This is a genomic window from Homoserinimonas aerilata, assembly GCF_006716125.1.
Taxonomy (GTDB): domain Bacteria; phylum Actinomycetota; class Actinomycetes; order Actinomycetales; family Microbacteriaceae; genus Homoserinimonas; species Homoserinimonas aerilata.
On record NZ_VFOM01000001.1, the window covers coordinates 1,635,794 to 1,659,402 of the forward strand.

At 68.7% G+C, this 23,609-nt stretch carries 14 protein-coding genes; 1 reads left to right on the forward strand and 13 read right to left on the reverse strand.

Annotated elements, in window-relative coordinates; translation table 11 throughout:
• Nucleotides 1–124 precede the first annotated feature (124 nt).
• Entirely contained in the window at nucleotides 125–1,315 is a 1,191-nt protein-coding gene (locus FB562_RS07745) for an acetyl-CoA C-acetyltransferase (protein WP_141880577.1), read from the forward strand.
• Between the two features lie 152 nt (nucleotides 1,316–1,467).
• Here the strand turns inward: FB562_RS07745 and FB562_RS07750 are convergent, their stop codons facing one another.
• From FB562_RS07750 to FB562_RS07810, 13 genes are all read right to left on the reverse strand, one after another.
• Nucleotides 1,468–2,796 (reverse strand): M50 family metallopeptidase, encoded by a 1,329-nt coding sequence (locus tag FB562_RS07750; protein WP_141880578.1) that lies wholly within the window; start codon nucleotides 2,794–2,796, stop codon nucleotides 1,468–1,470.
• Nucleotides 2,797–2,836: 40 nt separating this feature from the next.
• Complete coding sequence (locus FB562_RS07755) at nucleotides 2,837–3,919, reverse strand: 1-deoxy-D-xylulose-5-phosphate reductoisomerase (protein ID WP_141880579.1); 1,083 nt, start codon at nucleotides 3,917–3,919, stop codon at nucleotides 2,837–2,839.
• A gap of 46 nt (nucleotides 3,920–3,965) precedes the next feature.
• A complete protein-coding gene (locus FB562_RS07760) occupies nucleotides 3,966–4,946 on the reverse strand; it encodes an FKBP-type peptidyl-prolyl cis-trans isomerase (protein WP_141880580.1) in 981 nt (326 codons plus the stop codon).
• Entirely contained in the window at nucleotides 4,943–5,419 is a 477-nt protein-coding gene (locus tag FB562_RS07765) for an OsmC family protein (protein WP_141880581.1), read from the reverse strand. Before FB562_RS07765 ends, FB562_RS07760 begins: the two co-directional genes overlap by 4 nt.
• A 23-nt stretch (nucleotides 5,420–5,442) precedes the next feature.
• Nucleotides 5,443–8,448 (reverse strand): FtsK/SpoIIIE domain-containing protein, encoded by a 3,006-nt coding sequence (locus FB562_RS07770; protein ID WP_185740480.1) that lies wholly within the window; start codon nucleotides 8,446–8,448, stop codon nucleotides 5,443–5,445.
• Nucleotides 8,449–8,542: 94 nt separating this feature from the next.
• On the reverse strand, nucleotides 8,543–9,703 hold the full coding sequence (locus tag FB562_RS07775) for a zinc-ribbon domain-containing protein (protein WP_141880583.1): 1,161 nt from the start codon (nucleotides 9,701–9,703) through the stop codon (nucleotides 8,543–8,545).
• Complete coding sequence (locus FB562_RS13890) at nucleotides 9,700–12,030, reverse strand: transglutaminase TgpA family protein (RefSeq protein ID WP_141880584.1); 2,331 nt, start codon at nucleotides 12,028–12,030, stop codon at nucleotides 9,700–9,702. The genes FB562_RS07775 and FB562_RS13890 overlap by 4 nt, the downstream gene beginning before the upstream one ends.
• On the reverse strand, nucleotides 12,027–13,469 hold the full coding sequence (locus tag FB562_RS07785) for a DUF58 domain-containing protein (RefSeq protein WP_246081388.1): 1,443 nt from the start codon (nucleotides 13,467–13,469) through the stop codon (nucleotides 12,027–12,029). Before FB562_RS07785 ends, FB562_RS13890 begins: the two co-directional genes overlap by 4 nt.
• A gap of 48 nt (nucleotides 13,470–13,517) precedes the next feature.
• A complete protein-coding gene (locus FB562_RS07790) occupies nucleotides 13,518–14,489 on the reverse strand; it encodes an AAA family ATPase (protein WP_141880585.1) in 972 nt (323 codons plus the stop codon).
• 34 nt (nucleotides 14,490–14,523) lie between these two features.
• Nucleotides 14,524–20,499, reverse strand: a complete 5,976-nt coding sequence (locus FB562_RS07795) for an Ig-like domain-containing protein (RefSeq protein ID WP_141880586.1) — start codon at nucleotides 20,497–20,499, stop codon at nucleotides 14,524–14,526.
• Nucleotides 20,478–21,884 (reverse strand): serine/threonine-protein kinase, encoded by a 1,407-nt coding sequence (locus FB562_RS07800; protein WP_141880587.1) that lies wholly within the window; start codon nucleotides 21,882–21,884, stop codon nucleotides 20,478–20,480. The genes FB562_RS07795 and FB562_RS07800 overlap by 22 nt, the downstream gene beginning before the upstream one ends.
• 169 nt (nucleotides 21,885–22,053) lie before the next feature.
• A complete protein-coding gene (locus FB562_RS07805) occupies nucleotides 22,054–22,977 on the reverse strand; it encodes a PP2C family protein-serine/threonine phosphatase (protein ID WP_141880588.1) in 924 nt (307 codons plus the stop codon).
• Nucleotides 22,974–23,600: an FHA domain-containing protein gene (locus FB562_RS07810; RefSeq protein WP_185740481.1), complete on the reverse strand. Its 627-nt coding sequence runs from the start codon at nucleotides 23,598–23,600 to the stop codon at nucleotides 22,974–22,976. Before FB562_RS07810 ends, FB562_RS07805 begins: the two co-directional genes overlap by 4 nt.
• Nucleotides 23,601–23,609: the final 9 nt, after the last annotated feature.

The following is a 23,609-nucleotide window of genomic DNA, read 5'->3' on the forward strand; positions in this document are numbered from 1 at the left end:
CTGCTGCCATAGGAGGATTCGCTGTTGTAACCTGACAGTTGATTCAGGTTTCAGTACACAGTAGACACGACACCTTGGTACTGTCAAACACATCCCCGAACGCAGCAGGCAAAGGAGCCCCGCCATGGCCGGAACAACGCCCGAAGTCGTCATCGTCGCAGCAGCGCGCACACCGCAGGGACGCATCCTCGGCCAACTCGCCACACTCAGCGCCGTCGAACTCGGCACCGCCGCAGTGAAAGCCGCCCTCGAACGCTCCGGAGTCACCCCCGACGACGTCAACGCCGTCATCATCGGCCAAGTGCTTCAGGCCGGAGCAGGCCAGAACCCCGCCCGCCAGACCTCCATCGCCGCCGGCATCGGCTGGGACGTTCCCGCCGTCACCATCAACAAGGTGTGCCTCTCCGGGCTCGCCGCCATCATCGACGCGGCCCGCCTCATCAGACTCGGCGAAGCATCCGTCGTCGTCGCCGGCGGTCAGGAATCGATGACCAACGCGCCGCACATCCTGCCCGGCTCACGCCGCGGCTGGAAATACGGCAGCTTCGAAGCCATCGACGTCGCCGCCAACGACGGCCTCGTCGACAGCTTCGACAAGATCTCCATGGGCGAATCCACCGAACGCCACAACAACAGATTCGGCATCACCCGCGCAGAGCAGGACGACGTGGCCGCCGCATCCCACCAGCGCGCCGCCCAGGCCGCAGCCGACGGCAGATTCGCCGACGAGATCGCCCCCATCGAACTGACCGGACGCAAAGGAGAGACAAGCACCATCGACAGCGACGAAGGCGTACGGCCCGACAGCACCGTCGAAACCCTCGGCCGGCTGCGCCCCGCCTTCGTCACCGACGGCACCATAACGGCAGGCAACTCCTCACCACTCAGCGACGGGGCCGCAGCAGTCGTGCTCACGAGCCGCGACTACGCCGACGCGCACGGGCTCACCGTGCTCGCCGTCGTCGGCGCATCAGGCCAGACCGCAGGGCCCGACAACTCGCTGCACTCCCAACCCTCGAAAGCGATCGCCGCGGCGCTCGGCAGCGTCGGCTGGAACGCATCCGACCTCGACCTCATCGAGATCAACGAAGCCTTCGCCGCCGTCGCCGTACAGTCGACGCGCGACCTCGGAGTCTCAGCAGACGTGGTCAACGTGCACGGAGGCGCCATCGCCCTCGGCCACCCCATCGGCGCATCCGGCGCACGCCTCGTCGTACACGCCGCGCACGAACTCGCGCGGCGCGGCGGCGGCCGGGCAGCCGTCGCACTGTGCGGCGGCGGCGGACAGGGAGACGCGCTGCTGCTGAGCCTGTAGCGGGGGCGCCGGTCTCGAGACGGCACTCCGTGCCCCTCGACCAGCGGGAAACTTGCTGGTTGAGGAGCGAGGAACGAGCGTCTCGAAACCTCACCCGCGAGCAACCCGGTCTCGAGACGGCACTCCGTGCCCCTCGACCAGCAGGGACGGGCCTACAGGATCGAGATCGGCTTGACGATGTCGGCGTAGATGAGCAGCGCGCTCATGCCGCCGAGCAGCACCACGACAGTGAGCGTCAACGGGATCAGCTTCGCCGTGTCGACAGGCCCCGGATCGGGCCGCTTGAACAGCTTGGCGAGGCGACGGCGCAGGCCCTCCCACAGGGCGCCGGCGATGTGCCCGCCATCGAGTGGCATCAGCGGCACCAGGTTGAACACGAGAAGCGCCACGTTCACGGATGCGACGAGGCCCACCAGATAGCTGGCACGCTCGAGCGCGGGGATCGTGTCGATGCTCGTGATCTCACCCGCGATGCGGCCGACGCCGACGACACTGATCGGACCGTTCGGGTCGCGCTCGCCCGGGCCGAACGCCGCCGTGGCGACATCCACAAGCCTCTGCGGCAGGTTCACGATGATGCCGACGACCGCGCCGATGTTCTCTCCGACGTGCGGCAGCACACTCGTCACCGGTTGCTGCTTCATCTCGTAGGCGGCCGTGATGCCCAGCATCCCGACCTCCTCCGTGACAGGCTTGCCGTCGGCGCCGGTCAGCGCCGTTCCGTCCTCGCCGTAGGCGTAGCGTTCGGTCAGATGGGGCGTCGCGACCAGGTCGAGCTGTGCGCCGTCGCGCTCGACGACGAAGTCCAGCGCCGTTCCCGGCGACTCGCGGATGAACCCTGTCGCCTGCTCCCAGGTGTCGATCGGCGTGCCGTTGATGCTGACGATCCGGTCACCCGGCAGGATTCCGGCCTGCGCGCCCGGCGCCTCCGCATCCGTCGGAGCGCACTCCTGACGTTCACTCGTCGCCGGCAGCACGCATTCGCTCACCGCGCCGATCGTCGTACTCACCTGCTGCACGCCGAAACCGCACAGCACGACCGCGAACAGCACGACCGCGATGACCAGGTTCATGAAGGGGCCGCCCGCCATGACGATGATGCGCTTCCAGATCGGCAACCGGTAGAAGGTTCGCTCCTCCTCGCCCGTCTTGACGGTGCCCGCATTCACCTCACGGGCATCCTGCACGAGCGTCTGGAAGAAACCGGTGCTCGCCTCTCTGGCTTTGCCGCCCTCCTTCGCCGGCGGGTACATGCCCGACATGGAGATGTAGCCGCCCAGCGGGATCGCCTTGACGCCGTACTCCGTCTCGCCGCGCTTACGCGACCACAGCGTCGGGCCGAAACCGATCATGTACTGGCCCACACGCACACCGAACAGCTTCGCCGGCAGCAGGTGGCCGAGTTCGTGCAGTGCGATCGACACAGCAAGCCCGATGACGACGATCAGGATGCCCAGGATGTACAGCAGCACGGATTCCACTGCCACAGACTACCGGCGCGAAGCTCGGAGCAGGCTGCGCCTATCCCGCCGAGGCGATGAGGGCATCCGCGGTCGCCCTCGCCTCCCGCTCGGCCTCGAGCACGCCCCCCAGTGAAAGCTCGCCGGGCACATGCTCGTCGACGACACGGGTGACCACGTCGAGGATGTCGAGATAGCCGATGGCGCCCGCGTGGAAGGCGAGGACGGCCTGCTCATTGGCCGCGTTGAAGGCGGCCGGATACGTCAACCCGGCCAGGCCGACCCGCTTGGCCAGGCCCACCGCCGGGAACGCCTCCCCGTCGAGCGGTTCGAAGGTCCACTGCTGCGCCGTCGTCCAGTCGAGCGGCGCCCCGACGCCCGGAACCCTGTTCGGCCAGTCCAACCCGAGTGAGATGGGCAGGCGCATGTCGGGCGGGCTGGCCTGCGCGATCGTGGAGCCGTCGACGAACTCGACCATGGAGTGCACGATCGACTGCGGATGCACGGCCACGTCGATGCGCTCATAGGGCACCCCGAAGAGCAGGTGCGCCTCGATGACCTCGAGCCCCTTGTTGACGAGCGTCGATGAGTTCGTCGTGACGACGAGGCCCATGTCCCAGGTCGGATGCGCGAGAGCCTCCTGCGGTGTGACATCCGCGAGCGAGTCACGACTGCGCCCACGGAACGGGCCTCCGGATGCTGTCAGCACGAGGCGTCGCACCTCCGCCGCTGTGCCGGAGCGCAGCGCCTGCGCGATCGCCGAGTGCTCCGAGTCGACGGGGACGATCTGGCCGGGGGCCGCCGCACCCGTCACGAGCTCGCCTCCGACGATGAGGCTCTCCTTGTTGGCGAGGGCGAGGGTCGCGCCGCTCTCGAGCGCAGCGAGTGTCGGGCCGAGACCGACGGAACCCGTTATGCCGTTCAGCACGACATCCGCCTCGACGGTGCGAACGAGCCGCTCGGAGTCGGCCGCGCCGAAAGCCGTGTCGGCGACGCCGAAGCGCGCCGCCTGCTCCGCGACGAGCTCGCGGTTGCTGCCCGCCGACAGGCCGACCACCTCGAAGCGCCCCGGATTGGCGGCGACGACGTCGAGAGCCTGGGTGCCGATGGAACCGGTCGATCCGAGGATGATGATGCGGCGCACTGTGAACCTCCTGCTTGGCGTTGCTGTGGGGTTGGCGGCGGTGCGCCTATGTCGTGGCGAGGATGTCGATCACGTAGACGAGGGTGTCGGTTCCCGTGATCGAGCCGCTGCTGTCGCCATCCGGCCCGTAACCGTCCTCCGGGGGCACCACGACGAGCATGCGTGAGCCGACCTCCTGGCCGACGATCGCCGCAGTGAACCCGGGCAGGAAGTCGAGACTCGACTGCATCTCAGGGGCGCGATTGCTCCAGTTCTCCTCGAAGAGGAGGCCGTTGCGCCAGAGCAGACCCACGAACTTGACGGCGACATCAGCGCCCTCACGCACCGTGAGCCCGTCGCCCTGCCGCACGGCCGCGATCTGGAGCGTCGACGGTGCTTCGGAGCTGGGAATCGTGACCACCGGCCGCCCGTCGGTGTCATCGACCGCCGGGAGACCCTCTGGCACGGGCTGGGCCGCGCCATCGGCGTAGTCGGATGCCACGGCGACGACATCGAACACGAAGACGATGGCGTCGTCATCGGCCATGCCCCGCGAGTCGACCACCAGCGCCGAGGCCTCAGCGGCGGGAACGACAGCCGCGACGCGAGACCCTGCGGTGCTGCACACGAGCGCCCGCCTCAGACCGAGGACGGCGTCGCCTGCCGCGAGACGGAACACCGTGTTGCCGATCCCCTCCGCCCCGTAGGCGGTCGCCTCGAGCTGCTCCGAAGTGCGGGCGTCGTAGGCCACATAGTCGACGGTGACGAGCGATCCGGCCTCCGCCTCCGGCCCCTCCCCCTCGACGAGCACCGAACGCTCCGTCGTGCCGACGGACAGGCCAGCAGGAAAATCCACCTGAGGCTGCTGGAACAGTTCGGACTCCGCCGTGACCTGCTTCGACGCCGCGCCCTCTGCCGCGCAGACCGGAGCACTGTCGAGGTCCGGCGCCGGCGGGGTCTGGCAGGCCGCGAGCACAGGCGCCAGCATGAGCACCGCAGCAGCGACGGCGAGCGCCCTGCGCACGGGCGTCTTCGTGCCGGCGCTCATCCTTCTTCCACGACGACGCGCGGAACGTGCAGGACAGGAAAGTTAACGGAGGATGCGATGAAGCATTTGCCGCTCGCCTCGCGGTGCGCATCCGTGGCGGCCTCGACCATGCCTTCGTCTGCGACGGTGACGACGGGCCGCAGGGTGACGGAGGTGAAATGCCCGCCGCCGTCGGCGGTCTGCCTCATGGTGCCGACTGCGGCATCCGCATAATCGGTGACGATGATGCCGCGACTGGCGGCGACATGCAGGTAGCTCAGCATGTGGCACTGGCTGAGCGCCGCAAGGAGAAGCTCTTCGGGGTTCCACCGATCCGCATCACCGTGGAAGGTGCGATCAGCAGACCCCTCGATGGGATGCTTGCCGTCGGTCGACAGGGTGTGGTCGCGCCCGTAGGCGCGGTAGTCGCTGGTGCCGGTGCCCCGGTTGCCGGTCCACTGCAGGCTGACCGCATAGTTGTGTTCGAGGTTCACCCCCCAAGCCTACGGCTTCGACGCTAGAACCCCCGCGGCAGCTGGATGCGCTTGACGAGCCCCTGATCGCCCAGCAGCCATGCCCCGCCCGGCTCCCGGCCGAGGGGCGGCGGCACCAGACCCGACCCGGAGAGAGAACGGAATTCGGATGCCGTGCAGCGGTCGAAGAGCAGGGGGGACCTGCGCCGCAGGGTCGCCAGCGCCGCCCAGTGGAGCTGCCACTCCTGTGGATCGGCGACGACGATGCGGGCAGCCTGCTCAGCATCCGGGGAATTCGGCATGGCGGCGGGTACCGCATCCGGGCCTGTGACGCGGCCGGGCGCGACGTGCTCCAGGAGGACGCGTATGGCCTGTGCCCTGGTGCTGATGACGACGAGCGGCCCCTGCGCGAGCGCGCCGAACGGGCACCGCGTGGCGGAGGCGACAGGCAGCATCCGCTCTGCTTCGGGGATCCAGGCGATCTGCAGGCGCCTGCCGCGCCATTGGCCACCACCGGGAGGCAGCTGCGGGTCGTGATCGGCGCCCTCGCCTCCGGCCATGACGTGGTCCTGCCTACTGGGCATCCGCAGAAGGATGCGCGAATCGCACAGGCCGGAGAGCGAGTGCACCGCGGAGGTGAGGCGTCGTGCCGTCATCGCGACGCGGATGCCCCGGCCCCCGCCGTCACGCAGCAACGCCGTGAGCATCTCCATGACGAGCGGCCGCTGCGCGTCGCCGAAGCGCCCGATGAGCGCATCGACGTCGTCGACCAGCAGCACATCGGGCGCGGCGGATTCAGGAGCCGCGCCGGTGAGGCCAGCCAGGGCATCCCACGCCCCCTCGACGTCACCCGGGAGCAGCATCGCTCTCTCCCCGGCAACACCGTGCAGCGCCGCCAGGAGCGAGCTCTTGCCCGAGGACTGCCCGCCGACTGCGAGGAGGTTGCCCTCCGTCGCAGGATGCCAGGCGGCCACCGGCTGGGACTGCTCCTGCGGAAGGTCGCGCAGACCGAACGCGAGGGCGCCCTCGGGAACCTCGGCACCGGCAGCGCGGAATGCCGGATGAGAAGCAGGCAGCACGGCGGGAAGGGGGGCCAGCCACGGCCTGCGAGCCGGCGCGGAGTCTGCCCAGCGCGCGGAGACTGCCGCGGCGTCGGCTGCTGTCGCAATGGCCAGTTGAGCGAGACGAGGCGGGCCGCCCGCGGAGCTCAGATAGGCGCGCCCGATCGGGTGCGGAGGAAGCGCCGCCGCATCCGGAACACCGATGACGGCGGTGCTGTCGGCACCGTTGTTGACGCGCAGGGAGAGCCGCAGGGTGCAGTTGGCCATGACGTTGTCGCGCAGCGCCCCCGCCGGCCTCTGCGTGCAGAGGATGAGATGGACGCCGAGCGAACGCCCCCGGGCGGCCACGTCAGCGAAGAGCGCGTGCAGTTCGGGGAAGTCCGCGACCATGGCCGCGAACTCATCGACGACGACCACGAGCCTCGGCAACGCAGGCCTGCTGCCGGACGCCTCCGCGGCCGCCATGAGCTCGTCGATCGACCGGGCCCCGCGACGCGCGAACACCTGCTCGCGATGGCGCAGCTCGGCGCGCAGGCTCTCGAGGGCTCGCCGCGCCGAGAACGGGTCGAGGTCTGTGATGAGGCCGACACTGTGCGGCAGGGCCTCGACCGCACCGAAGGAGGAGCCGCCCTTGAAGTCGACGAGCAGGAAGGTCACGCGCTCAGGCGGATGCGCCGCAGCCATGCCCAGCACCCAGCTGATGAGCAGCTCACTCTTTCCGCTGCCCGTCGTGCCCCCGACGATCGCATGCGGCCCCTCTGTCACCAGGTCGAGCTGCACCGCGCCATCCGCGGACGCCGCGAACACCGCAGGCAGGCCCGTCACGGGCACGCCACCGGGCGGAGACGGATGCTCAAGGGAGGCGAACGCCACCGAGGCGGGAGGCTGCGGTGCCGCCGCCCCGAGCCCCTCAATCTGCGCCGCTTCGCGGAGCACGCTCGCGAAACGGGCCGCATCGCCCGCCGAGACCAACTCGCCGCGGAGGACGCGAGGGAAGCCAGCCGAGCCCCGCTCAGCAGATTCCATCGACGGATGCCTGAGCAGCGCGATCTCGCCGCCCGCAACGGCCAAGCCCACACGGCAGTCGCGGGGAAGCAGCTCGACACTCTCAGCCAGCGCCACGACGATGCGCAGCCCCGCCCGATCCAGGCGATCCGCTCTCTCCCGCTGCGAGGACAGGAACTCCATACGCCCAGGCTCAGCCACGGAACCGCGATTGTGCGGCAGCGCGTGCGCCCACTCGCCGAAACCCTCCCCGACCCGCAACTCCACGACATCCGGAGACAGCGCCGCCGCCAGCTGCATGATCAGGCCGCGCGCATACGACGATGCCGCGACGCCCCGCCCGCACACGCCGAGCCCGAGCCGGGCATCGAGCAGCACAGGGGCGTCATCGATCGTCGACGCATCCCTCCGAAGCGCCTCAACAACCTCAGTCGCCGCAGCCGGAAGCTGCCCACTGCCATCCTGTCCGCCGCTCAGGGTGATTCCGCTGGGCAGCGTGCCGCGGCCCACGAGCACCGGCAGCGGGCCCGAATCGTGGCGCCATCGCTCAGGGTCGTGCACATGCGCCGCGAGAAGCCCCCGCGGCGACCGCACCGCAGCCGAGAGCCCGACGACGACCGCTTCCTTTGCCCCGGCGATCTGCTCGCGGGTGCCCTCCGCGTCGAGAAGGAAACGCGCGAGCTCGCGTCGGCTCGTACGTCGGGCCTGGAGGCGCGAATCGACGAGACTGCCGATGGCGATCACGGGCCCCAGCACAGCGAACATGAGGGCGAACGGCGAGTGGGTGATCGCCCACATCGCGAGCGAGACGACAACGGGGGCGAGCGTCGCAACGATCGGAAAACGGAACGGCGGTGTCGTCTCGATGCCGCGCGGGAGCGGGATCGAGATGCCACCGCCCGAGTCGAGGCCCACGGCACCGGCGCCCACCATCGCAGGCGATCGTTCGGAAAGGGGTCTGGCCAACTGAGAGGAGATCGTCACGAGACAAGCCCACAGCATCGGGAGCTCACGACACAGCAGCGGCAGGCGAACTGTGGACACTTTGCTCAGTGACTGCCCCGCGCGGAGGGGACGATCAGCTGACGATGAAGAACTGCTCGCCGATCTCGACCCTGCTGCCCCGCACCACGCTGTAGCGTCGCTCGGCCTCGCAGCGCTGCGGCTCCGACTCGGGCGCGCGGACGATCGTGCCGTTGCCCGAGAAACGATCCTTCACCCAGAAAACACCGCCCTGCTGGCCGAACTCGAGGTGCGTCTTCGACACGGAGCGGCCCGTGTCGAGCACGCGCACGAGCTGGTCGAAAACCTCACCCGGCTCGGGCCGCGGGTTGCGACCAATGAGGCCCGTGCCGTACACCGTCACACTCTCGCCCGTACTGAACTGCAACACGAAACGTTCGGCACCCCTCCGGCGCACGATGCGCGTCTCCTCGAGGTCAGCGGCGAGATCGTCAGTAACCTCTGGCGTACTGAGAGGCACGGATGCTCGGGCAGGCTTCGTCTGCGGCGGCGGGATGAGCGCCTCCGGCAGCATCGGAACGGGCAGGCCGGGCGCCGGCAGGAGCGGAACAGCGGCGGCCGCCGGGGGCTCCGGCGCGATCAGCCCGACAGGCGGGAGGAACGGAACGGAGGGCGACGGCGGCAGGGGCGCTATCGACTCACCATCGGAATCATCAGCCCCAGGATCGACCTCGGCAGGCGCATCCGCCATCTCATCGTCCATCTCATCGGCCGCGCCGCGCACCGGGGGCTCCGAGATCGAGGGAGCCGAAGGGATCCGCTCGATGGGCATCGTGAACGCCTGCGTCACAGCGCGCGACACGAAGCCGCATTCGCCGCAGAAGATGTCGCCGGGGCCCAGCAGGTTGCCGCACTGCTCGCAGCGCAGCGGCCAGACGGCCGTGCCGGCGGGGGCGTCGTCGGAGCTTTCGGGCGAGGCATCCGACACTGCCGGCTCCGGCTCGCCCGTGAGATCCAGTTCGTCGTCGAAGTCGCTCAGTACCCAGGAGCTCGAGCCGGCGGGTGAGCCCGGCACGACAGGGGCCGGATGCGCACGCTCAGCAGGAGGAGGGGCGATGAACGGCTGCGAGTCATCAGGGCGGATGCTGCGGGAGGCGGGGCCCGTCTCCTCATCGGCCGGATGCCCGCCAGCAGGGCCAGCCTCGATGCGACGGCCGCATTCCCCACAGAAGAGCGCCCCGCGCGGCAGTCTCGTACCGCAATGACTGCAATTCATGGGAGCCGTCTCTCTCGTGCGAACAACTCCTTGACACTATATCCACCGAGAGATCGGAGCGAGACGAGTGCCTTGAGCCGCTGCCAGCGGGTGCGCCCCTCCCCGAGGCCGGCGCCCAGTTCCCGCACCGCCGTCCACACCTGGATGGCCTCTTCCTCCCTGACCTGCTCGGGAGCGAAGGTGGCACGATCGGCGACGGATGCGAGCACGAGTGGCTGGATGCCGCCCACCGTCTCCGCCACCTCACTGCGGGTCGGCGACGCCGGCGGCGTGTAGCCGTAGTCGATGATGGCATCCTCGAATTCCCGCCAGCCCCCGCTGATCCGCTGGGCCGGACTCGACGCCCTCTGCCGCAGGTGACGTCGCCTCAGCTTCGCGGCGACGATCGCGATGAACGGCGAGAGCAGCACCGCGATCACAAGCAGCGTCACCCCCAGCCCGACGAGGGCCGCCAGCAGGATGGCGAGGAAGGGGTCTTCGACGGGGTCCTCCTCCTGCGAGCTGTCGAGCGGGATCTGGTCGGTGTTGCCGTCGGGCTCCGTCGCCCGGGGCGGCACGGGGGTCTGCGGGCGGGCCACCTGGGCGGGCTCCTCCGGTTCGGCCAACGGGATCTCGCGGACTGGCGGCGTCGGGTCGACCGCAACCCAGCCCTGCCGCAGCGTGTTGACCTCGATCCAGGCGGAAGCATCCGAGCCTCGCACGACGGTCGCATCGCCTGCCGACGAGACAGAGTCGGGAACGAAGCCGACGACGACCCGCGAGGGAAATCCGATGGCCCTGGCCATGAGCGCCGCCGTCACGGCGTACTGCTCCTGGTCGCCGATCATGATCGGATCGGTCAGCAGTTGCGCGATCCGATCCGCCCCGTGGCCGGATCGACTCGGCGGCTCGTCCGCTCCACCGTGACTGATGTAGCCCTCCGTGGCGATGCCTGCGAGCATCGCGCGCAGCCGCTCGCCCGGTGTCGTCGCATCCCGCACCCAGCCGTCGAGGGTCACCGCGAGATCGTCGGGCACGGCGCTCGCCACGGGCACTGTCGCGGTTCCCGGCGCGAGAGAGGCGAGCTGCGAGTCGGCGACCATCGGAGTGACGACAGCGTCGAGCTCATAGCCGCTGCCTTCGCCGAGCCCGTCGAGCGCAACGGCGGTGCCGCTCACGTCGTTGTAGAAGAACGAGTTCTTCAGCCCCGAGGCATCCGCCCCGACGAAGTCGATCGTCTGCAGCTTTCCTGCCGTGGGCACCCAGATGCCCTTGTAGCCGGTGATGACGATGTCGAGTGTGACGTGCTCCCCGTCGATCGCAGACTGGTCGATGCTCGTCGGAACCCGAGTGAACGAGCCAGACTCGCTGCTCGTCTGCTCGCTCCCGACCGAGAACACGACACCGTTGTAGGTGTCGAGCGTCGCGATGCGCAGCCGCCCTCCCTCAGGAAGGCCGCTTGCGGTGAGCATGGCGGCATCGGCCGTGCCGGGCTGCAGGTACCGTCTGAACGCACTGAGGGGGCTCGCATATTCCTGCGGGTCGAACGGCCGCTCGACGGTGTCGCGCAGCACGACGCGCTCCCTGCTCGGCGGGGCCAGGCTGACGGCGGCCGAGCCGGTGCCGACGGCGATGGCGAGAATGACGACGGCGGATGCGACGGCACGAATCCCGCCGGAGCGCTCCGCGGTCTCGAGGGGGGCGGCGCCGGTTCCGGGCGTCGTCGCAGCGAGCGCCCTGATGGCATCCCGTCTGCGCTGCCACCGCCACCAGGCGAGCGTGCCGAGCACGGCGACGAGAAAGCCCAGCACGAGCGGCATGGCGAAGGGGAGCTCCTTCGGGCCGAAGAGCAGGCCGACCAGAAGCACGGCGCTCGGAAACAGGGCCGAGAGTTCGCCGAATCGCGCTCGCAATGCTGTGGAGAGTCCGCCGACTGTGGCGACGAGGATGAGCAGGAACGCCGGGACCAGCAGTCCCTGGTACGTGCCCACGGGCAGCGTTATCGTGAGCAGCTGCTTCCAGCCGAGCGCCGCTCCCGTGACCAGCTCGAGCAGGCCGTCGAGCGTGGGAAGCACGCCGTAGAGCGCGAGCTCTGGAACGGCGAAGGGAACGCCGAACACGGCGAAGACGATGAGCGTCAGAAGGAGAACCACAGGGCTCGGCCACCGGAAGACGGCACCGAGCAGAGCAATCGCGCTGCCCAGCACGATCGTTCCGACCGCCATGATGATGAACTGCGGATGCTCATAGATCGGCCAGAATGCGGTGACCGCGATGGCCAGGCCCACCCAGAACGTCGCCGTCGCCACGACGACGAACGCAGCCCTCTGCCGTCTCGGCCGCCTCATGAGGTCGCCGCTTTCGCGAGGCTCTTCTGGAGGTCCTCGAGGAACCCGATGGTGAGCACACTGAGGCCGGTCACCCGGCGAAGCCCGGGGACGGTGTCCGGATCGCATACGACCGCAACAACCTCGACCCCGGCCGGGAATCTGGTCGATGCCGCGCGCAGCTCTCCCGGGGTAGGCATCGAGCCGCAGACGAGGAACGCCACGGAGATGCCGCTCACCTGCTCTGCGGCGACCCTGGCGACATCGGTGAGCCCGAGCGCAGACTCCTCGTGGTCAACGATGGAGAGGTCGTCGAGGAGCCGTGAGGGGCTGAGGGTGCTGAGCGAGCGCACCGCGAAGACTTTGCGCTTGGCGAACTCTGGCGTCGTCGCGCTCGTGACGACCGAGAGGTTGCGCACATCCCTGATGGCCCGGATGCCGAGCGATCCCGCGACGCTGACGGCCATCTCGAACTCGGCGTCGTCGGCGTAGTCGGAACTGGCCCGGCTGAGCGCGATGACGAGGTGGCTGCGCCTCGTCTCCTCGAACTGCCGCACCATGTAGGTGCCCGTCTTGGCCGTGCTCTTCCAATGGATGTTGCGGCGCTCGTCGCCACGCGCATACTCGCGCAGGGCGTGGAAGGCGACGTCGCTGCTGGTGATGTCTCGGGTCGGGTTCCCTTCGAGGTCGCGGATGAACCCTGTGCTGGTGCTGGGGATGGCGATTGTGCGCGGATGCACGAACATCTCGTGCTGATCGGTCCAGGCAAGCTCGCGGCGGACGAGCCCGATCGGGTCGGCCCGCACCGTCCTGACGGGGCCGACGACGAGCATCCCGCGCCGGCCTGTGGGAATGGCGAACTGGTGTTCGACGGATGCGCCGGCGGCGAGACCGGGGAGTGCCAACTCGGCGATGCCCGGCCCGATGGGCACCTCGGCCTTGGCCCCAAAGATACGGTGGCGGCTCGGGTTCGCGATCGAGACGACCCCGGATGCCTCCTCCCCCACCGCGACGCGGCTGTGGGGGAGCTCGAGCGTGATCGTGAATGCGTTGCGTCCGACGAGGTAGACGATGGCGACGAGCAGCAGCACGAGGCCCGTGTAGCCCACGGCGACGAGCTCCGACCAGCCCGCCGTGTATCCCCAGACGAGGCTGAGGGTGACGACCGCGGCCATGACCCAGCCGAGCGTCGTGACGACGGAGCCCACCCTGCCCGCGACGGTCCGGATGACGGCGCTGATGCCGCGGGCGGAGCGCACGACGGCCACGATGACGTCGGCGAGCATCCCGTCGCGGTTGCCGACGATGCGGGTACGGGCGTTGCTGAGGCCGACCGTCGAGGTGTCGAAGAGGGTGTCGGAGCGCAGCGACGTCGTCGAACCGTGCACTCGGGAGTGCTGCCGCGAGTTCGTCGTGCCGGCGCCGTGCGTCCTCGTCGGCGGCGTCGACCTGGGCGTCACAGCGCCTTCTCGGTCATGAAGGGCCGTTCGGTCATGCGTTCCGTCCGGTCACGAGGCCTGCCTGTCGCCGGGGGGCGCGGTCTCCATCAGGATCTGTGCCATGACGCTCGACGTGGTGACGCCGTCGAATTCCGCCTCGGGGTCGAGCACGAGCCGGTGGGCGAGCACGGGCTCCGCAAGCGCCTTGATGTCGTCGGGGATGACGTAGTGACGCGCGGCTGCGGCGGCGAGGGTCTTCGCGCTGCGGATGAGGGCGAGCGCGCCGCGCACGCTGGCGCCGAGACGCACCTCCGTGGCGGTGCGCGTCGCCTCGACGAGTCGGGAGACGTAGTCGTTGATGGCGGGGTCGACATGCACGGTGCGGGCCAGCGCACCCATCTCGATGATCGTCGCGGCCGAGACGATCGCGGCAACGGGGCTCTCGTGCGCCTTGATGCCTGCCCCTTCGAGGATGCGCAGCGTCGAGGCATGGTCGGGGTACCCGATCGACGTCTTCATCAGGAAGCGGTCGAGCTGGGCCTCGGGCAGCCGGTAGGTCCCCGCCTGCTCGATGGGGTTCTGGGTGGCGATGACCATGAAGGGAGCGCCGACCGGATGAGTGACACCGTCGACGGTGACCCGCCCCTCCTCCATGACCTCGAGGAGGGCGGCCTGGGTCTTGGGGCTGGCACGGTTGATCTCGTCGGCTAGCACGATGTTGGCGAAGATGGGCCCGCGGTGGAACTCAAACTCGGCCGAACGCTGGTCGTAGATGCTGACGCCGGTGATGTCACCAGGGAGCAGGTCCGGGGTGAACTGCACTCGGTTGCTCACGCCGTCGACACTCTCCGCGATGGCGCGGGCGAGCGAGGTCTTGCCTGTTCCGGGGAAGTCCTCCAGCAGCAGGTGTCCCTCACTGAGGAGCGCGGTGAAGGAGAGCTTGATGACGAAGGACTTTCCGAGCAGCACCTGTTCGACGTTGGCGACAAGCCTGTTGAAGATGTCGGAGAACCAGGCAGCCTGCTCGGGTGTCATCGTCATTCGTTCGTCTCTCCTGATCGGTAGTTCATTCGTCTCAGCCGCCCGGCGTCGCCCCCGGGGTGGCCCCGGGCGGCGGTGTCGGTGTCGGTTCCGGTGTCGGTTCCGGGGTCGGCTCAGGTGTCGGTTCCGGTGCCGGCTGGCACTGGGTCTGACCCCATTGTGGGTCCTGATACACCGAAGTGCCGGCAGTGACTGTCGCCTTGATGCGGACTCCCGAGGCGGTGAGCGGGACTGTCTCGCCCTCATGCCACGTATGGAAGACGCCGGAGTAGACGCCCAGCAGGCCGTAGTCGACCGCGTAACCGACGGTGATCTTCGGAGATCCGTTGTTGTTCGGCGGAGCAGCAATGAAGGGCTGCCCGGCCAGGCAGCTGGGAACGGATGCCCGCGTCGCCACGGGCGTCGCCGTCAGGGTCACGGAGGGCCCGCAGAAGTCGGTGCTGGTGTCCCGGCAGCCGCGCACCTGCAGTGACACGGGCGTGCCGTAGACCGCGCTGTTGGCCGCAGAAGTGACGAATCCGGAGGTGGGAACGGCCTGCCATGCTGCGGAGCCCAGACGGTATTCGTAGCGTGTGGCGACGCCGGATACGACGCCGAGGCCGCCGATGCGCACGTCCCAGTTGCCGGACGACTGGTGTTGGACCGTGGGAAACTCGGGATCGACGGTCGCCTTTCCGGGCGCCTTCCGGCTCTCGACCTGGCCGGAGACCGCCACCGAGCAGAAGTAGCCATTGTCGGAATAGACGGCGTAGACGTATTTTCCGCCGTCGGCGGCGTCGGTGTCGATCCAGCCGCTTGCCGTGGCTCCCGCGATCGCACCGGGCTTGCTCCCCGTCTCACAGGATGCGGGAATTTCGCCGCCCGCGGCGAAGCGCGCGATGCTGTAGCTTCCGGTTGCTGCGCCGTTCCAGGTCGAGGCGCCCGTCCAGGAGACCTGGATTCGGCCATCCGATCCGAGAAGCACGCCGCCGAGGCCCGTGACGGGGGTCGGATGTCCGACAGCACGGACGATCGCCACCCCTGACCTGTTCCACCCCTCGGCGTCGACCTGCGCCGAGTTCATGGCAACGACAGTCACCTGGTATTCCTCGCCAGGCTGGATCAGCCCGTCCGCCGTCGTCTGCAGGCGACTCGCCCCCCTGCCCACCGGGATGTCCCGCTGGCCGACACCCGGTCCGACGATGCGCACGGTGTACCCGGCGACCTCCGTTCCGGGATTCGGATCGGCGACAGGGGTCCAGGAGATGACGATCTCGCCGGGCCTTCCTGTGGACGGCACCGCGTTGACGCCGGTCGGAGCGGCCGGGAGATAGTCCGCTCGAAGCGGCTGGCTCGCCATTCCCGGCGCCGATGAGCCGATCGAGTTGCTCGCGATGACGCTGAACTCGTACACGGCCCCGATTGTCAGGTCGTCGAGCCTGCACAGCTGCTGCGTGCCGCAGTCCTTGCGGTAGTCCCCCGCGCTGCTGACAATCTCGTAGCGTGTGATCGGCGAGTTGTTGAAGGCCGGCGGCGTGATCCTGAGGGTGATGGCGCCATTCGTGTGGCCCTCGGTCTTGACGGGCGCGATGGGCGCATCCGGAACATCCTGCACCGAGATCGTGACCCTGCCCCAGACGTAACGATCCGGGTCGCCCGTCGCGTCCGCGACCTGGTACTGGAGCTGCGTGTCTGCAGGAACGGCATTGGATGCCACCGCGACGGAGAGCCTGCTCCTGTCGGTGCTCGGCACGATGGTGACGCCGTCGGGCAGTGCGCCTCCGTCGATACCGCGGATCGCGACGACCGTGAGCGGCTTATTCGGGAAGGGGTTGGTCGCGCTGTCGTTGCTGAGCACGTCGATGACGGTCGACGAGCCCCTGGGAGTGACCGAAGCGTCGGGCGCCGGCCTCGCGAGAGGTCTCGTGGAGGCGACGACGCGCAGCGCGATCGTGCCCGCTCGGCCTTCGCTGAGGTCATCCCTCACACCGAGCGCGATCGTCGTCTCGGAGCCCTTGACCGTGCCGACATCGGCCTTCAGGGTCAGCGTGCTCCCCCGCAGCGTGTAGCTGAAGCCCGTCGGCAATGGTTCGAGGACCCGGTAGGCGAGCTCGTCGAGGTCGTCGGGGTACGGGTAGCTCGTGAGCCTGAGCAGGTCGAGCTCCTTCTCCTCGCCCGGCTCGAACTCGATGCTGCCACCGGTGAAGGCCGGCGGCTGGTTCTCGCGGGGCGTCACCGTTATGGGCAGCACGAGCGTCGCCGTGTGCGCCCCCGGCTCATCCGCATTCGCACCATCCGTGACCTCGAACGAGATCGAGGCAGGCCCGAAGTACCTGTCGGCAGAGGTGAAGACGAGGGTGTCGGAGTCAAGAACCAGGCTGTCACCGTTCGAGTGCGTGGCCCGCACGGTCGTGGTGTCGGTGAGCCGCACCTTCCGCCCGCCGACGGCGACGACATGGTCGTTGATGTCGATCCTCAGCTGCGACTCGCTGGCGACCGTCAGCCGTGGCGCGCGGCGGTCGAGCTGCGGGAGCGCGTCGTCGTGACCGGGCACCCGGATGAAGGCGTACGAGACCACCTGCGCGTCGTCGGGGTGCACGATCGCGAAGGGGATGATCTGGCTCCTGTCGCCGATCTGCACCGTCACCCGCTTGTCGCGCTCGACGGTGGCGGATGCCCGATAGCCGTCGAGCAGGCGGATGCCGAGACTCGAGACCGGTCCGTCGGCGAAGAACACCCGCTCGAGCACGTCGATCGTGATGGAGTCGCGGTCGAGGATGTCCGACAGCGTGAGTACGGTGTCGGATGCGATCGGATACGCGAGCGGCGCATCCGGGTCGACGACGACGGTCACGAAGTTGGAGCTGCTCCCTCCGAACTCGTTCTCGATCGTGTACACGAGCCCGTAGCGGCCCGCGAGAGCCGGCGGGGTCACCTCGACGACCTCGCCCACGATCTCCGCGCTCGTCTCGGCGTCGTTGGGCTCGACGGAGACGACGCTGAGTGCGCTGCCGTCCGGGTCGGAGTCGTTCAGCAGAACCTGGACCCGCACCGCGCCGCCGGGCCTCGTGACGACCTCGTCGGCGGTCGCCACAGGGTTGCGGGCGCCCTCGATGGGCGGGCTGATGCCCACGCGCACCCGGCCGGTCGCTCGGGCGCCGAGCGCGTCGATGACGGTATAGCTGAAGCTGTCGGTTCCTGCCGAGTAGCCGCCCGCCTCGTATTCGATGAAGTCGCTGCCGACCTCGGTGACGGCGCCCTTCTCCGGGTTGCTCTCCTGCCCGAGCAGTTGCACCGAGTCGCCGTCGGGGTCGATGCCGCTGAGTGGGATGCGGATGCTCACCCGTTCACCCGCAACGACCCGTGCAACCGTGGTCACCGGCGCGGGCGGATTGTTGGTGGCCTCGACGGCCTCACGCACGGCGATCCGCACCTGCGCCTGCGCCGCCTGCCCGTCGGGCCCGAATATCTCGTAGACGGCCGTGAAGTTTCCGGTCTGGTTCGACGCGAGATAGCGCAGCTTGTTTCCGGATGCGAACAGCAGGCCGGCCCCGCTCTTCACCTTCGCCGAGAGCACCGGGTTGAGTTTCAGTTCCTCGCCGTCGGGGTGCAGGTCGTTCGCCAGCACCGGGATGTCGATGGTGTCGCCGACGCGAACCGTGATGCTGTCGTCGGTCGCGACGGGCGCCTGCAGTTGCTCCGGCTGCGCGATCTCGATGACGGTGACGAGACCCTCCGCCTCGGCCAGGCCGTTGGTCACGCGATAGCCGAACGACACCGGCCCGGAGTCGAGCGGCGCGACAAGGGTAATTCGGATCGACTTCTGGTCGAGAACATCGGCGCGCACTCCCGCCGCAGGGTCGAGCCCCGTCAGACCCGTGACCATCAGCACGCCGCCGGCGGGGTCACTGTCGGTGAGGGTGACGTCGATCGTCTCGCTGCTCAGCGTCTTGACGAAGACCGTCTTGGGGATCGTGACCGGCTTGCTGCTCGCATCCGGTGGCGTCTCGACGTCGATGCGCACGAGACCCGTCACCGTCTGCGAGCCATCGGTGACGACATATTCGGCGTAGAAGCTGCGAACCTGGGTGCTCGAGAAGCGGAAGGTGCCCCTGTCGTAGTTGGGCACGATCGTCGCCCCCGTCTTGGCGGGCACCCCCGTGAGCCTGAGCGTGCCAGAGCCACCGCGCACATGATCGAGCGGCGACACACGAACCTCACTGCCCGCGTACGCTCGCACCACGAAGGGGTCGGCGATGAGCGGCACCTCGCCCTGAGGGCTGACCGTGATCGACAGACTGCCGGATGCCTCCGCCATTCCGTCGGAGACCTGCAGCGCGACGGAGCGAAGCGAACCGGCCGCGCCGCCCTCCTGGAAGACCACGGCCCCCTCCGGCTTGTGGCTGACCAGATCCGGGCTCGCCGTCGTCGCCGATGTCAGGTAGAAGGCGTCGCCATCCGGGTCGATCCAGTCGCCGAGCACATTGCTGGTGACGCGCCCGCTCTCGGCGACGAGCGTGCGGCTACGACGCAGCTGTACGGGCGCGGAGTTCTCGGCAGGGCTGCGCACCGTCACCGTCACCGTCGTCGAAGCGGAACCACCACGACCGTCGGTCACCGTGTAGCCGAAACCGAACGAGCCGGATGCCGTGTCAGCGAGTGTGAGCTGAATCTCCTGCCGGTCGCGCACCAGCTCGAGACGGCCGAGCTCCTCGTCGATCTCGGTGACCTCAGAAATGACGAGCACGTCGCCGTTCGGGTCGTAGTCATTCAGGAGGACAGGCAGAACTGTCGCGCGGCCGGGCCGGGCGCCGAAGTCATCGGCCACCGCGACCGGCGGCATCTGCACCTTCTCGTATTCGGGCACGCTGTCGACGTCGTTCTGCTGAACCTGCTGCTGGTCCTCCTCGACCGTGATCAGCTCGTCCCAGTTGTCGATCGACTCGCCACCCTGCTGCACCGCCCAGGTGGCACCGGTGGCGGGCTCGTTGAGCAGAACCCTGTCGCCGTTCATGGCGAAGGCGAGACGAGCTCCGGATGTTCCGCCGAGTTCGAGAGTCACGGGAGCCTGCCCGGGGCAGTCACGCCAGGCGGTCCCGTCTCCCCAGGCCGCGTACGTGCATCCGTCAAGCACCACCGGCTGGGCGACGGCGCTGCTGCGGCCCTCGAGAAGCCTCACCGGGTCGGAGCCGTCGAGCGGCACGGAGAGCAGACCGCTCGTGTAGGCGATCACGACGGCGCTCGCGTCGGGTCCGGGCTGCTGCAGCACGGGGCTCTGGCCTGCATCGATCAGCCCGTCGAGCGGCACGAGCTCGCCGTCGATCCAGGCGTGCCGGGAGGAGCTGTCGAAGAGGATGACATGATCGCCCACCGCGGTCAGCTGCACACCGGCGCCGGTGTCGCCGAAGGCGAGTTGCTGCGTCTGGGTTCCCGAGCCGACCCCAAGAGCGTAGAGCTGGCCCGTATCGGGCGAGTAGGCGTGGATGACTCCGTCGACCCCCACCGCGAGCGTCGAATTGCGGCCGAGGCTGAGTGTCGCCTCCCCTGAGACGTCGAAGGAGGAGAGATCCTGAGCGGGCATCATCCACACCTCGCCGGTGCCCTCGGCATGGATGACAGCGCTGTCGCCCGCGAGATACACCTTCGGAGACTCGGTGGGCAGTGCGGCGCTGTCGAGCACCTCAGACGTCGCCGGGTCGACGATGTCGACGCGCGTGTTCGCCAGGTCAAGCAGAAGCACTGTCTCGCCGCGCTGCACGACATCGAGATCACTGCCGGCGCTCTGCACGACCGTGTTGAGCTGCATGATCTCGGTGTTTGCGCGCCCGATGACCTGGCTTTCGCCGTTCGCCACCCAGACGGATGCGTCACCCAGGTCGAGCCGTTGCGCCCGGTAGCCGCCCGACGCGACGGCGACGGCGGCGATGAGCGCCACGATGACGACAATGCTGCCCGTCGTCATGGCCAGCGATCTGTGGCCGAGTATCCAGCGCCAGGTCTTCGAGAACGTCATGGCAGGAACGATGCGCACTTCTGGTTGCTGAGCGGGCCGTTCACTCCTGCACGGTTGACCGAGACCGTAATGCACACGAGATCACCGGGGTTGCCGTCAACGGCGAAACGCGGCGCCCGCTGGATGCTGCGCTCACCGTCTGCCGTCTCGATCTGGTAGGAGTCGCCATCCTGCAGGCCCGGATCGGGCCAGTTGAACTCCATCCGGCCCTGCCGCTCATCGGCCTGGATGTCGGTGACGGTGGGGATCGAGGAGGTGTTCGTCTTGATGAGCACATAGGTTGCCGTCGCGGCGAGCGCGATCACCAGAACGGCGGATGCCACGAGGATCCAGGCGAGCGTCTGCATCCGCCCGCTCGGGGGCGTGGGCGCCGCGGTGCCGGTGCTGCTGCGCGGCCCTCCGTCGTCGAGGCGCGGGGTCACGGTTGAGGCTGTTCCCCGCCTGCGCCGCCGTCCGGGCGAATCAGGAACGGCGGCAAGCCCTCGCACCCGCGTGCGATCCTCCAGATCGGAGACAGTGGCGAGCGCCCAGTCATCCATGGCGACCTCGATGGGCGTCTGCGGCAGGCCGAGTTCTGACTCGATCGCCTGGAACTCGTGCACGAGTTCCAGCACCGAGCCCGGCCGGTGCTCAGGATTGCGCGACATGCCACGCCTGAGCGCCTCCTCAAGCCCGCGCGGCACATCGGAGCGCCCGATCGGCTGCACCTTGCCCTTGCTGATGCGCCCGATCAGGTCGGCCGACTTGTTCGACTGCCCCGCCAGCTCGAACGGCGAGCGCCCCGCCAGCAGCGAATACACGGTTGCGGAGAACGACCACACCTCGGCGGCGATGGAGCCGGAGCTCTCATCGAGCAGCACCTCGGGAGCCGACCACGGGATCGACATCCCCACAGCATCCTGCGATTGCGTTCCGCCGAGGGTCGAGGCGATACCGAAATCGGAGAGAACCGGATGCCCGTAGGCGGTCAGCAGGATGTTCGACGGCTTGATGTCGCGGTGCAGAACGCCGGCACGGTGCGCCGTCTCGATGGCGCTGCCGATACGCACGGCGATGCGCAGAACCTCGGCGACGGGGATGCGCTCGCGCCGGTAACGCTCACTGAGCGCTGAGGAACACATCTCCATGACCAGATACGGCCGGCCATCCGAGGAGACGCTCGCCTGGTAGACCGTGAGGATCGACGGATGCGAGCTGAGCTGCGCCATGAGATTGGCCTCGGCCTGGAACATCTGACGCACATGATCGTTGACGACCTCGCTGAGCAGAACCTTCACCGCCACCTGGCGGCGCGGCATGTTCTGCTCGAAGAGGAAGACATCGGCGAAGCCGCCGGAACCGAGGATGTGCATGTGACTGAAGCCGGGCAGCACGGGCGGCTGAGACGGCAAGCGTCGCGCCATTTCTGCCCCCTAAGCCGATTCGATCGTCATCTCACCCGCGAGCGACCGCTCCGTCATTGTCGGCGATCGCTTCGCTCTCGTGGTGCGAATAATCATTGTAGGCCAGCAGCTATCGGGCTTTCCGGGCAGAACTCCCGATCAGCGCACGCATTCACCCCCCGTTCGGGGGTCAGGTGTTCGGCTCCTCCTGGTGCTCGGCGCCAGACGCCGGGCGACGGGGAATGGTGTCCCCCTCCTCGTCGGCCTCCTCATCACTGTCAGCCTGAGCGTCGTCCGCGACGTTCGCCGACTCCGCCCCCGGCTCAGGCTGCGGCGCCGCGACAACCTCGATGACGACGACCGTCACATTGTCGCGGCCCCCCGCATCCAGTGCTCGCAGCACGAGCTCCTCTGCGACCTGCGCGACGGTGCCGTCGCCGCAGAGGATCTCACGGATGCGTGCAGAGTCGAGCTCCTTGCTGAGACCGTCGGAGCACAGCAGCAGACGCATTCCGGTGCGCAGGGGCAGCAACCAGTAGTCGGGAACCGCATCCGCGTTGAAGCCGACGGCCCGCGTGATGATGTTGCTGTCCGGGTGGTGCTCGGCGGCCTCAGCCGTGATCATCCCCGCGTCGACCAGCTCCTGCACGACCGAATGATCGACCGTGACCTGACTCAGCTCTCCGCCCTCCGCGAGGTACACGCGCGAGTCGCCCACATTGAACACCGACCAGAACGGCTGGCCGTCGATGACCCTGAGGCTCGCCCCCGTCGCGGTCGTGCCGACGCCGAGGTGGGCCTCATCCGCGACACGCGTGATGTCCTTGGTCGCCTTCCTGAGCGCCCGCTCGATGACATCCTCCTCGGCGAAGTCGCCCGTCGCCGCCTCGGCGATGCGCGTCACAACGGCATCGCTCGCCAGGTCTCCGGCCGAATGCCCGCCCATGCCGTCGGCGACGGCGAAGAGGGGAGGGCTCACGACATAGCTGTCCTCGTTGTGCTGACGTCGGTGGCCCGTGTCCGTCTCTGCAGCCCAGGCAAGCTCGATGACCTCGCCGTCCCTGCCGGGCAGGGCCACGCTGTGGCCTGTGGTGTTCTCGCCGATCGCCGTCACAGTGTCGGCCTCTCATTCATGGTGACCGCGCTCGACGGCCATCCGGTGATCTGTACTGGCAGGATCTCGATCCGGTTCCCGTCACCGATGTCGATGACCGATCCGGGTGTCGCCACGATCGACTCGCCCGGCCGCAGCTTACGCGGGAGCGACCCCGGCAGCACCACGACGGTGCCATTGGTGGAACGGTAATCGGTGACCACGACCGAGGAGCCCTTCTGGCGCAGCTCCAGGTGGGTGCCCGAGACCTCCTGCAACGGCGACGGCACCCGCACGAGGCGCGGACGCGCCACAAGGGGGACGCGCGGCAGGCTCGGGCGACGACCGATCAACGCCGGGCGGTCGAGCCCGATCGGCTCATGGCTGTTCACGGTGAAGCGATACCAGTTCGGCACGATGGGCGGCGGCTCGGGCGGAGCCTCGACCAGCGCGGGCGGCTCCACCGGGGGCGGTTCCAGCGCGGGCGGCGCCAGCACAGGCGGCTGCTCCGCCGCGATCGTGCGCGGCAGCGTCGATCCGGGCGCCTGGCGCGGTCGGATGACGGTGTCGTCGTCGAGCAGCGCACGCACGCCCTCTTCACCCCTCGCGGGGCGGATGATGGTGTCCTCTGTGTCGTGCTCCACCCGTCAAGC

Coding starts and splice junctions, on each gene's coding strand:
- FB562_RS07745 (WP_141880577.1), top strand. CDS start 125: ATGGCCGGAACAACGCCCGAAGTCGTCATCGTCGCAGCAGCGCGCACA.
- FB562_RS07800 (WP_141880587.1), bottom strand. CDS start 21,884: ATGGCGCGACGCTTGCCGTCTCAGCCGCCCGTGCTGCCCGGCTTCAGT.
- FB562_RS07760 (WP_141880580.1), bottom strand. CDS start 4,946: ATGAGCGCCGGCACGAAGACGCCCGTGCGCAGGGCGCTCGCCGTCGCT.
- FB562_RS07790 (WP_141880585.1), bottom strand. CDS start 14,489: ATGACGATGACACCCGAGCAGGCTGCCTGGTTCTCCGACATCTTCAAC.
- FB562_RS07775 (WP_141880583.1), bottom strand. CDS start 9,703: ATGAATTGCAGTCATTGCGGTACGAGACTGCCGCGCGGGGCGCTCTTC.
- FB562_RS13890 (WP_141880584.1), bottom strand. CDS start 12,030: ATGAGGCGGCCGAGACGGCAGAGGGCTGCGTTCGTCGTCGTGGCGACG.